Annotated in this window: 12 protein-coding genes; 3 read left to right on the top strand and 9 right to left on the bottom strand. The window is 40.4% G+C overall.

Annotated features, from left to right (window positions below):
* Positions 1 to 3: 3 nt before the first annotated feature.
* From PSF16_RS05905 to PSF16_RS05865, 9 genes are all read right to left on the bottom strand, one after another.
* Positions 4 to 1,020 (bottom strand): sulfate ABC transporter substrate-binding protein, encoded by a 1,017-nt coding sequence (locus tag PSF16_RS05905; protein ID WP_272688958.1) that lies wholly within the window; start codon positions 1,018 to 1,020, stop codon positions 4 to 6.
* A 180-nt stretch (positions 1,021 to 1,200) separates the two neighbouring features.
* A complete protein-coding gene (gene pfkA / locus PSF16_RS05900) occupies positions 1,201 to 2,178 on the bottom strand; it encodes a 6-phosphofructokinase (RefSeq protein WP_006660529.1) in 978 nt (325 codons plus the stop codon).
* A 407-nt stretch (positions 2,179 to 2,585) separates the two neighbouring features.
* Complete coding sequence (locus tag PSF16_RS05895; protein ID WP_154631820.1) at positions 2,586 to 3,530, bottom strand: phosphatidate cytidylyltransferase; 945 nt, start codon at positions 3,528 to 3,530, stop codon at positions 2,586 to 2,588.
* Positions 3,527 to 4,168, bottom strand: a complete 642-nt coding sequence (locus PSF16_RS05890; RefSeq protein ID WP_006663196.1) for a lysophospholipid acyltransferase family protein — start codon at positions 4,166 to 4,168, stop codon at positions 3,527 to 3,529. The genes PSF16_RS05895 and PSF16_RS05890 overlap by 4 nt, the downstream gene beginning before the upstream one ends.
* Positions 4,169 to 4,405: 237 nt before the next feature.
* On the bottom strand, positions 4,406 to 5,161 hold the full coding sequence (locus tag PSF16_RS05885) for a M48 family metallopeptidase (RefSeq protein ID WP_006660532.1): 756 nt from the start codon (positions 5,159 to 5,161) through the stop codon (positions 4,406 to 4,408).
* A gap of 234 nt (positions 5,162 to 5,395) precedes the next feature.
* Positions 5,396 to 5,977: a HutD/Ves family protein gene (locus PSF16_RS05880; protein WP_006660533.1), complete on the bottom strand. Its 582-nt coding sequence runs from the start codon at positions 5,975 to 5,977 to the stop codon at positions 5,396 to 5,398.
* Positions 5,978 to 6,112: 135 nt separating this feature from the next.
* The gene (locus PSF16_RS05875; protein WP_036967072.1) at positions 6,113 to 6,400 is read right to left on the bottom strand and encodes an addiction module antidote protein; all 288 of its coding nucleotides are present in this window, start codon (positions 6,398 to 6,400) and stop codon (positions 6,113 to 6,115) included.
* The gene (locus PSF16_RS05870; protein ID WP_272688957.1) at positions 6,397 to 6,699 is read right to left on the bottom strand and encodes a type II toxin-antitoxin system RelE/ParE family toxin; all 303 of its coding nucleotides are present in this window, start codon (positions 6,697 to 6,699) and stop codon (positions 6,397 to 6,399) included. Before PSF16_RS05870 ends, PSF16_RS05875 begins: the two co-directional genes overlap by 4 nt.
* 242 nt (positions 6,700 to 6,941) lie before the next feature.
* The gene (locus PSF16_RS05865; protein ID WP_006660534.1) at positions 6,942 to 7,502 is read right to left on the bottom strand and encodes a Spy/CpxP family protein refolding chaperone; all 561 of its coding nucleotides are present in this window, start codon (positions 7,500 to 7,502) and stop codon (positions 6,942 to 6,944) included.
* A 151-nt stretch (positions 7,503 to 7,653) separates the two neighbouring features.
* Here PSF16_RS05865 and cpxR point away from each other — a divergent pair, with 151 nt between their 5' ends.
* The 3 genes from cpxR (at position 7,654) to PSF16_RS05850 (ending at position 11,841) form a co-directional block, all read left to right on the top strand.
* Positions 7,654 to 8,352, top strand: coding sequence for an envelope stress response regulator transcription factor CpxR (cpxR, locus tag PSF16_RS05860; RefSeq protein ID WP_006660535.1), 699 nt, complete (start codon positions 7,654 to 7,656; stop codon positions 8,350 to 8,352).
* A complete protein-coding gene (cpxA, locus tag PSF16_RS05855) occupies positions 8,349 to 9,719 on the top strand; it encodes an envelope stress sensor histidine kinase CpxA (protein WP_006660536.1) in 1,371 nt (456 codons plus the stop codon). The genes cpxR and cpxA overlap by 4 nt, the downstream gene beginning before the upstream one ends.
* A gap of 733 nt (positions 9,720 to 10,452) precedes the next feature.
* On the top strand, positions 10,453 to 11,841 hold the full coding sequence (locus tag PSF16_RS05850; protein ID WP_272688956.1) for an oligosaccharide flippase family protein: 1,389 nt from the start codon (positions 10,453 to 10,455) through the stop codon (positions 11,839 to 11,841).
* Positions 11,842 to 11,977: the final 136 nt, after the last annotated feature.

The following is an 11,977-nucleotide window of genomic DNA, read 5'->3' as shown; positions in this document are numbered from 1 at the left end:
TGGCTAACGGCGAATGATTTCATCGAAAATTCCGCCGTTAGCAAAATGTGTTTCCTGTGCTTTTTGCCAGCCACCAAAATTGTCATCAACGGTGAGTAATTTCAATTGAGGAAATTGCCCTTGATACGCTTTCGCGACTTGAGCATCACGAGGACGATAATAATTTTTCGCGGCAATTTCTTGTCCTTTTGGCGAGTACAAGAATTCTAAATAGGCTTGTGCCACTTCACGGTGATCTCGCTTGTCCACGGTCTTATCAACAACCGCAACTGTTGGCTCCGCCAAAATAGAAATACTTGGCGTGACGATTTCAAAATCCCCTTTAGCCCCTAATTCATTAATCGCTAATAGTGCTTCATTCTCCCACGCGATCAAGACATCACCAATACCGCGCTCGACAAAACTGTTCGTTGCCCCTCTCGCTCCGGAATCCAGCACTTCCACATTTTGATATAGCTGTTTTACAAACTGTTTGGCTTTTTCAGGATCATGATGATTTTTTTCTAATCCATATCCCCATGCCGCCAAATAATTCCACCGTGCTCCCCCTGATGTTTTAGGGTTTGGCGTCACGACTGAAACGTCTTTACGAATCAAATCATCCCAATCACGAATATTTTTTGGGTTATCTTTACGCACTAAAAAGACAATAGTCGATGTGTAAGGAGCTGAATTATCTGGTAGTTTTTTCAACCAACCTGAATTAATTTTGCCACTCTGGGCAATCGCATCGACATCATATGCTAATGCAAGCGTGACGACATCCGCCTCTAAACCGTTAATAACGGAGGTTGCTTGTTTACCAGAGCCACCATGTGATTGTCGTACTGTGACGGTATCCCCTGTTTTCGCTTTCCAATAATCACCAAATTCCTGATTATATTGACGATAAAACTCACGAGTTGGATCATAAGAGACATTTAATATTTGAATGTCTTTCGCCCATGTCCCCGCAGTTAATAACAATAAAGAGAATGCCGCTATGGGATAGCGAGAACTTTGCCAGAAACGTACCATCATCCTTTTCTCCATTAATTGAAAACAGGATCAGGCTGACAGATACCCGCAACAACGGGAAATACCGAAAAGGTAAATCTTATACATAAGAGGAATATCGGAGGGAATATGCGTAATCTTCGCCGATATGATCAGCCTATGGCCAACCATACCGGTGAGATTTGCAATGACAGAGGAGAAAAATTAGTACAGTTTTTTCGCTGTTTCCAGCCAATCTTTCTTAAAGACGCGTTTCATGTTCATTACCGCATCAATAATATCATGGTGAACTAATTTTTCATTTTGGATCCCAACACAGCGCCCGCCATAGCCTTCAAGCAATAGCTGAATAGAATATGCGCCCATACGAGAAGCCAGAATACGGTCATAAGCCACTGGCGAGCCACCACGCTGAATATGCCCTAATACCGTAGCGCGAGTTTCATGGTGAGTTTCTGCTTCAATATATTTCGCTAACTCGTCAACATCACAAACGTGCTCAGTGATCGCCACAATCGCATGACGCTTACCTTTTTCAATGCCACGCTTAATTTCAGCTAATAATTCTTCACGGTTAAATGGCATTTCTTGTTCTGGCAGCACTAAGAATTCACAGCCGCCCGCTATCGCTGCAGATAGCGTTAAATCACCACAATAGCGCCCCATCACTTCCACGATAGAGATACGTTTATGGGAAGTGGATGTATCACGTAAGCGGTCAATCGCTTCAACAACGGTTTCTAGCGCAGTGAAATAACCAATTGTGTAGTCTGTTCCAGCAACGTCATTATCAATCGTGCCAGGTAAACCAATACATGGGAAACCTAATTCAGTTAAGCATTTTGCACCTAAGTAAGAACCATCACCACCAATGACAACAAGTGCATCGATATGATTTTTCTTCAGGTTTTCAACTGCTATCGCACGGACTTTTTCATCACGGAATTGAGGGAAACGCGCAGAACCTAAGAATGTGCCGCCACGGTTGATCATATCTGAAACGCTATAACGGTCTAATTGCTTCATACGGTTTTCATACAGACCGAGGTATCCATCAAAAATACCCATAACTTCCAAGCCTTCCGCTAACGCCGCACGAACCACGCCGCGAATTGCTGCGTTCATACCCGGTGCGTCTCCACCGCTTGTTAAAACCCCAATTCTTTTAATCTGCTTGACCATGATGACCTCTGATTAATGAACATAAATTGCAAATCTATGAAAAAACTACCGCACTATTTCCGCTTCCACCTGGCAAACTGTTCCGCCTAACAGGCAGTTAATACTCACCACACCATAGTGCTGAATTGATTCAATCAGCGAAATAATACGACAGCGCAGGGATTATGCATGCGTTTTACCGCCAATTTTTATGTTTTCTTGTGATCTCGATTACATAATTTTAGCTCAAATGACGAAAATCAACCTATCGCGCACAATCATCTTACTTCGAAGTACAAATTAAGTCTCGATGATAGCATGTTAATCTATATGCGACGCCATCATTACAAGCTGAACACGACTTTCCTATAAAAAAAGCACCCGAAGGTGCTTTTTGCTATTTAGCGATTTGCCCATAATATAAAAAATTAAGTATAAAAATAACGGGTTAAATGGAAGAAAATAGGTGCGGCAAAACATAAAGAGTCAATTCTATCTAGCATTCCGCCATGCCCTTCAATAATCGCGCCAAAATCCTTAATCCCGCTATCACGCTTAATTGCAGACATACACAAACCCCCCACAAAGCCCATTAACGTAATCGCCAATGACATTAACCCCGCCGCCCACCAACTAAATGGGGTGACCCAGTACAAGCAAATACCAATGAGCACCGAGCTTAATATGCCGCCGATAAACCCTTCCACCGTTTTATTTGGGCTCAACTTAGGCACGATAGGGTGTTTACCGAGTAGCTTACCGAAGACATATTGCAACACATCAGAAATCTGCGTCACCACAATTAGGAACAGCAACAGCTTCACATTTTCCCCTTGATACCCTTCAATATTCAGCATCAATAACGCGGGTACATGACTTAAACAAAAAACCGTGACCAACATGCCCCACTGAATTTTGGCGGTACGTTCTAGGAAATGGTAGGTATCCCCAGCCAAAGCGATACGTGTCGGTAAAAATAAGAACACAAATACAGGGACAAAAATCGAAAACATCCCGTACCATTCAATACCAACCAATACATATTGCAGCGGCAGGAAGACAAAGAAACACCAGAAAAGCGCCTCGTGATCACTACGACGCGTTGGCGCTAACGTCACAAACTCCCTTAATGCAAAGAAAGAGATCAGCGCAAATAAAATCACCACGCCAATATGACCAATCACTACCGCCAAAACGCAGATAATACACATCACCCACCAAGCACGGATGCGCGCATTCAGGTTATCAATCGTCGGATTGCTTTTCTCGCCAGAATAACGGTATGCCAAGATGCCGCCAATGACGCTGGCGACCATCAAGACACCGAAAACACCGGATAATAATAGGACTAATTCGCCATCCCAAAGACTCATGGCATCATCTCCTCAAGTGCAGCTTTTGCTCTTTGCAAAAAATCTGCTTTATTTTCGTTTTCCGTTAACGGTGATAACGGCTTACCGACAGTTGCTGAGCAAATGATAGGAACCACGAGCTTTGTTCCTTTCGGTAGTACTCGATTTAAATTTTCCAAATACACTGGCACCACTTCAACATTGGGGTATTTTTTCGCTAAATGATAAATCCCGCTTTTGAAGCTACCGAGCTCTTCGCCATCTCCACGGGTTCCTTCAGGAAATAAAATCAGCGAATGGTTAGCGGTGAGTACCGCTTCTAGCGGTTCAAGGACAGACTCTTTAGCGGGCTTGTCCCCTTTTCTATCCACCAGCACAGCTCGAAATACGTTATTAACGAGATAACGACGAAATGACGAACCGTCCCAATAATCTTTGGCAGCAACAGGATGAACAAAATGGCGCATTAATGGCGGTAACCCCGACCAAATCACTAAACCGTCGAGGTGACTTGAATGATTGGCATAGTAAATACGGGGAGTAATTGCAGGCTGACATCCTACCCAACGTGTACGGACTCCTGTTAATAAACGACAAGTGCCGGACAACAGCATTCCCATTCCTTTCGCCAATAGAGAAACTCGCTGTGTTTTTTCCATCTTTTTTCCTTGCTCTTTCATCGAGCACAAATAAGGCAATGATAAAAAAAATTCTTAATCGTATTTTCTTAATAAGATAGGCAGCGCCGAGCAAGAGTACAACAGGATAAGTTCTGATTTGTGATTTTCTTTTTACCACCAGAATTGAGATAAAATGCAAAATATCTATAAAACCTAAACGCCAGATAAAAAATGGGGAAGCCTTAGCTTCCCCATTAATACCATTAGAGATAAAAATTATTTTTTATCTGCCTCAATGCGGTCACGAATATGTTGTGCTCGCGCATCTGATGGTGGGTGAGAATCAAACATGCTGGTTTCTTTGCTGCCCAATTTTGCTAATTTGTCAAAACCAGTCACTAAACCTTTGGTATCTACACCACGTTTTTTCAGCAGATCATAAGAGAAATCATCCGCTTGGCTTTCTTGGTGTTGAGAAAACTGAGAGTTAACCAGTTTTTGACCCAGCTCACCTAATTGTGAAGAACTTAATTGAGTCGCTACATCGTTACCTGATGCCGCTACCGCGGTACGAGCGGCTACCGCTGCATAAGCAACTTGCATCGCTTTACGGGTATGACCTAAAGCAACGTGACCCATTTCATGCCCCAGAACGCCTTCAACTTCGTTGTCGTTCATGATATCCATCAGACCGCTGTATACACGTACACAACCATTTGCCATCGCCCATGCATTGACATCTTTAGTCATGTAAACTTTATAGTTAACTGGCGTTCCTTCAACTTCACTACCCAACGCTTTAGCAATTTTGTTTAAGCGTTGTGTGTATTTGCTTGAAGCTGGTGCAATTTTGTTTTCTGCATCCATTTCTTTACAAGCATCATCGCTGAATTTTTTAACATCTGCATCAGATAATGTTGCAGCTTGGAATAATTGCATTCCAGAGTTGGTCATCAGCCCAGTGTCCATACTCTTACAACCCGTCATAATGACCGCAGAAACTGCGACTGCAACAAGCGCCTTCATTTTCATCTTATTTTTTTCCTTGCTAGAAAACTCTATTACTATTTTTAATAAACCATTCGAGGCTACAGCCTAAAGATTCTTTTTAAAATCACAATAAGAATAAAGCCATTAAATAAGTAATCTATGAATTCGATGACAATTTTATTCGAAGAGTGAAATTATCAGAATTATCCGCTAACTAAATAGTCGTGAATTGACGGAGTTGCATCACTCTAAAATAACTTGAATGGCTTTGTAGTGTTATCTTTCAAATAGTTCGATAACACAAAAATCGCCAAATAGTTCAGCCGAGGCAATGTATTGTGCAGGTACACTCTCTTTTTGCACCAATAAGGTTTCAAAATCATTTAGCACCCAGTGTTTCCCATCAACTTGCACATCTAACTTACCCTGTAAATTAAAAATCAGTACACAGTGACCATGGCTAATCCATGATGTTACCGACTCGCTGGATACCCACTGTAGGCGCGCTAGATACTTTTCAGGGTTATAAATCACATTAAAATCGCGGATGGCTTCATTGATTAATTCGGCATACACATCACTTTCACCATGAAAGGCATGAAACTGTTTTTGTAATAAAGAAACGGGCGGGTTGTTATCTATCTGCAATACCATCCCAGAGCCTTCAAGCACCCCAATTATCCGTTGCTTGTTCGGAAAATACGAGAATGGACCTGCTGATTTCACATCCGCAATCGACACCCGCCAATCAAAGTTTTCTAACCCTTCACCGTGGCTTCGCGCCAGCTCTAAAGTGAATCCCTGACCATTTTTCCATGGCATTTTTTTATAATCTTGAGATGTTAGTATTTGGATCATGGCGCAGTATGACCTCTGTTGATGAACGAAAATGTAATTTGCAAGTGCACAGATAGTACGCGGAAAGTGAATGTATAGACAATATATCAGTAATAAAAATATTACTGATAGTAATAGAAGAATAAAAAAGGAGGATTATCTTACGCTCTTAAATTGCAGCTTTAGTCCTAGTGAATGAACTATCTTCAAGATAGTGGTAAATGCAGGATTGCCTTCACCAGATAGTGCCTTATATAGCCCTTCTCGACTCATTCCCACTTCCTTTGCCAATTGGGTCATATTTCTCGCTCTAGCAATATCACCTAATGCAGCCAGAATAAGTGCCGTATCTCCTTCTTCTAGTATTTCATTAAGATACAACTGAATTTCTTCTTCGCTCGTTAAATGCTCAGCAATGTCATACTCTTTCATTTTAATATTCATAGATCACCTTCAATTTCACGAAAAATTTGTTTAGCTTTATCGATATCTTTTTGCTGTGTCGATTTATCTCCACCGCTAATTAACAATACGATTGTATTATCAATCTTTCTTAAATAAACGCGATATCCTTTACCTTCATGTATTTTCAATTCATAAAAGCCATTACCTATCGATTCAACATCACCAAAATTACCTTGTTTCAAACGCCGAATTCTTACCTGAATTTTTGTTTTTGCTCGAATATCTTTCAGGTCATGCATCCATCTATTAAAAATATCTGTCGTTAATACGGTCAACATAGAGCCTCCCTTCTCACTATCTGTTAACTATAGTTATCACCCTCACATTGTCAACTACAGTTAACGCAAATACATTTGGCATAAAAAAAAGCCCCTAAAAGGGGCTATAAAGACAGGGATGGTGTCTATGGCAAGGAAAAACTTCAGTTATTGCTACTTCACTACTTACTTCAAAAATCAACGATCAACTCAAAACTCAACTACAGGCTTTAAAAACTCAACTACAATCACTACTAGGATCTCTACTGCTTCACTTGATACTCAACGAACTTATGCTGATTAATCTGCTCAAGTTGCGCCTTCTGTTCTGGCGTCAGTAACTGGTAAAGTTCATGATGGATGCGAGCCATCTCAACGCGTTCATCCAGTTCTTTTTGCAATTGTTTCTCAAGTTGCGCTCGGACAGCTTTATCGTCAAAGCGATCCGCTATAATAAGTTTGTGTAATGACTCACGTTCTTGTATTGAGTCAACATTTTCAACATGGCGATGGCGTTGTGTTGCCATTAAGTCGCGAAGCTGTTGACGCTGTTTTTCACTCAACGTGATACCATTAAACATAAATTCACTGGCACGTTCGTCGCTATTTAATGATTCAGGAAGCTGAAATTGAATAGCGATATGTGTTGTTTGTAGTGGCTGGTCAGGCTGCATTTGTAGCACTAATGAGGGTTCATCATTACTACTACTTTCTGATGCTTCACCAAACGCAGCGACTGGACCGAAAACAAATGCAGAAGCTAAAACGTATGCGGCTGTTTTATGTACTGAACTGTGTTTTGTTCTGTGTACTATTCTTTGCATTTAGATACCTTGTCTCCGAACGATGCTCGTGATTCAATGGAGATAAATATACGCGGTCGGCTGCAAACTAGCGTCAGAGCATGTAAAAGAACGTAAAGTCATGGAATCGTGAAGATTGTTATCGTATTTTGGCAGTTGGAGGACTTAATTAATGCATAAAATCCTATTAGTTGATGACGACCGTGAACTCACGTCGCTCTTAAAAGAACTGCTGGAAATGGAAGGTTTCAATGTTGTCATCGCCTATGATGGTGAACAGGCATTACAGCAAATCGACTCATCCATTGACCTATTATTACTCGATGTCATGATGCCGAAGAAAAACGGTATTGAGACCTTAAAAGAGTTACGCCAAATTCACCAAACGCCTGTCATTATGTTAACGGCGCGCGGTAGTGAATTAGATAAAGTATTGGGCTTGGAGCTCGGTGCGGATGACTATTTACCTAAACCATTTAACGATAGAGAGTTAGTGGCGCGTATTCGTGCGTTACTACGCCGCTCGAATTGGAGTGAGCAAACTCAAGGGGATAATAGCAACACCCCAACGTTACAAGTGGACAAATTGCAGCTGAATCCAGGTCGTCAAGAAGCTAGCTTCGATAACGAAATCCTTGATTTAACAGGCACTGAATTTACGTTGCTTTATCTATTAGCGCAGCATTTAGGACAAGTGGTTTCGAGAGAACATTTAAGCCAAGAAGTGTTGGGCAAACGTCTCACACCATTTGACCGTGCTATTGATATGCATATTTCCAATTTGCGCCGCAAACTCCCAGAACGCACCGACGGTCAACCTTGGTTTAAAACCTTGCGTGGTCGCGGCTACTTGATGGTTTCTGCCACATGATCAACAGCTTAACCGCTCGAATATTTGCGATTTTCTGGTTTACCCTCGCACTCGTCTTAATGCTCGTGCTGATGGTGCCCAAGCTCGACTCTCGGCAGCTCACTGTCCTGATGGAAAGTGAGCAACGCCAAGGGGATATGCTTGAACAGCATATCGAAGCTGAACTCGCCCAAGCCCCCATGAACGACCTACTTTGGTGGCGACGAATCTCTAACGCCATCAAAAAATGGGCGCCCCCCGGTCAACGCTTGATCATTGTGACTAGCGAAGGTCGGGTAATTGGCGCAATGCCGAGTGAAATGCAAGTGATCCGTAATTTTATTGGTCAATCCGATAATGCGGACCACCCGAAGAAGAAAAAGTATGGGCGCGCAGAAATTTTGGGCCCATTTTCGATTCGAGACGGTGAAGATCACTACCAACTGTATTTAGTTCGACCGGCAAGCAGCCCACAGTCAGACTTTATTAACCTCTTGTTTGACCGACCATTTTTACTCTTAATTGCCACCATGTTAATCAGTGCACCACTATTATTATGGTTATCATGGAGCTTGGCTCGTCCTGCCCGTAAATTAAAAATGGCGGCAGATGATGTGGCAAAAGGTAATTTACGTCCGCATCCCGAGCTAGAATCTGGTCCGCAGGAATTTTTATCTACGGGCAACAGTTTCAACCAAATGATCAGTGCGTTAGATGGCATGGTCACTGCCCAGCAGCGACTTATTTCTGATATTTCGCACGAGCTGCGTACCCCGCTCACTCGGCTACAGTTGGCGACTGCATTATTACGTCGCCGCCATGGTGAGAGTAAAGAGCTGGAGCGCATCGAAACGGAAACTCACCGTTTAGACAGTATGATCAACGACCTACTCGTTTTATCTCGCAGTCAGCACAAAAATGAAATTCTCCGCGAACACATCAAAGCTGATGAGTTATGGGGAGATATTCTGGATGATGCGAGTTTCGAAGCAGAGCAGATGAATAAGACACTGGATGTCACGTCACACCCAGGTCCATGGCCATTATATTGTAATCCATCCGCCATTGGCAGTGCGTTTGAAAACATCGTGCGTAACGCACTTCGCTATTCAAACACTCATATTGCGGTTGATTTCAAAGAAGAAAATAACGGCATTCTGATTACTGTCGATGATGATGGACCTGGCGTCAGCCCAGCTGACCGTGAGCACATCTTCCGTCCGTTCTATCGTACAGATGAAGCGCGAGACAGAGAAACTGGCGGTACAGGGCTTGGCTTAGCGATTGTTGAAACGGCGATCTCCCAGCATAAAGGCTGGGTGAAAGCGGACGACAGCCCATTGGGCGGGTTACGCCTACAGATTTGGCTGCCAGAGCACGGCCGTTAATTTTCTCTTCTTATTGAGATTGAGGTCTTTGGTGCTGATGTGCCAAAGACCTTTTTTATATATCCGCCATATATTCCTACCTTATTCCGACAAATATTCCTTTCATCGTACAAAGCTGTAGATAATTAATCTTCCAACATAAACCAAATGATTATATTAATTCCTCAATCGTTTGATGATATTTGCATATTCGGGTTTGCTGCATAAACTAATAAGTAACAAAAATGCTCAGACAATTCTTATAAATATTATATTTCAACAACTTCATCATTGTTCGAGTATTTATCTTTATCTACACCATACGAGCGTGTTCTTCTGAAATATTAATAACATACATCAAGTTACCGCTGTGATTATCATTATTTTTTATACTATCTAGCCATATGTATGCTTTTTCTTGACTATCAGGTTGTCCGCTAAGTATAGATACCAACCAAACCAATATACCGCCAAATGTGAAATTAATGATTTTTGATAGTGATATATATTAAGAAGTCACTTAATGGTTTCAAAAAAGTGATCAGAAGATTACAGGTAAAGTCGTGATTTTTAGGCGTCTCACACCGATAGTCACCCCGAAACTTTAGTGCTATTATTAAGGGCTTTTGATTGATTGTGCTTACGGCACGAGTCAACCGATAAGGGAAGATTATCATAAGCAGTGTTTATCAATTGAGCATTTCTGCAAAAAATGCAGTATTTTCAATTAATAAACACTAAATTTTGAAATTCAATGGCGCTCTGGGACCCGATAACCCAGTGCGGTAGCTATGTCATTACTAAGGCCTTAGTCTATTCAGGCTATATATTATTTCTCATGCATAAATTTCTAGCATATCTTTCATCGTTATGGATAACCACCGCACTCTCTGCTTCTTTAGCCTTTTTATTTCAAACAAGTTTAGCAAGGCTATTGACTCCAAAAACTTTAGGAGAATTTAATTCAACTCTTGTATATTTATTATTTTTTGGTGCAATGGCCGGATTTGGTGCAGACAACGCTTTACTAAAGATTTTTGGAAAAGGCACTAGATATGGAAATAAACATGGTTTAAGTATTATTTACTACGCCACATTGACTACATTAATTAGCTTTGTCTTATTAATATTAGTTACATACCTATTATTTCCCAATATGAATCTAAGTAACTTAGTAATATTAAGCCCAACACTTTTAGCACTGACATCATTTAACATCCAGTCTGCCATTCTTCAAATAGAAGGAAAATATCACCAACTTGGTACTTTACAGATATTTAATAATGGGATGAAGTTAAGTTGTCTCTCATTTATCTATTTTGGCATTGCTAGCAATAACGATATATATTATGTATATTCATTATCATCAATGTTTATATTCCTATTATCAATAAAATCATTCATTCGGTTATATAAAGGAAACATATTAAAAGATAGAATTTATTCTTCGAAGGGTAATATCGAAAGAATGAAGAGAATATCTATAACCGCAATTCCTTTTGGTTTAGCTTCGATTGCCCATACTGTATATTTCCAATGTGTCATTTTTCTATTATCTTACTTAAGTGAACCAGAAATGGCGGGACTTTATAGTGTTGCATTTAATATAATTATCGCAACCTATCTGTTCCCTGCTATCATATATCAAAAAATTTTACTACCTAAAATACATAGATGGTCTAATATAGAACCAAAGAAAGTGCTTGCCATCTATCAGGTAGGTAATGGTATGATGTTAACTATTGGATTATTAATTTCAGTTACAATCGCTTATTTTAGCGACCAAATTATTTCTATTTTCTTTGGCGAGCAATATAAACAAGCGGCAACTTACTTATCCTTACTTGCTATATGCATTCCTATCAGATTTCTTATCTCTGGATTAGATACTATTCTATCGACAGGAAACCTAATAAAATATAAGCTTTACTGTATGTTAACTGTCGCAGTTATTAATGCCGCATTAAATGTTATATTTATTCCTATTTTCAGCATCTACTCTACTATATTCATAGCAATTCTTTCTGAGATATTATTGTTAACACTATTTCTTACGGTTATATATTTTAAATTATATGGAAAAAATACTTTTAAAAATTGGTTTTGCTTTTCAACAGTAGTTAAAAACATTAGCAATAACTAACCCTATCGTTTCCTATTTCAAAGATATTCCAAAAATCACTCCTAGGCATCAAATAATAAAGCACTCAAACTGGATATTGGCTGAAATCTCAACATATTTTTTAGCATTTTGATAGTGCTGGTATAAAAATAATTTT

It is taken from the genome of Providencia sp. PROV033, from assembly GCF_028484855.1.
Classification (GTDB): domain Bacteria; phylum Pseudomonadota; class Gammaproteobacteria; order Enterobacterales; family Enterobacteriaceae; genus Providencia; species Providencia alcalifaciens.
This window is presented reverse-complemented; position numbering and strand designations above follow the sequence as displayed.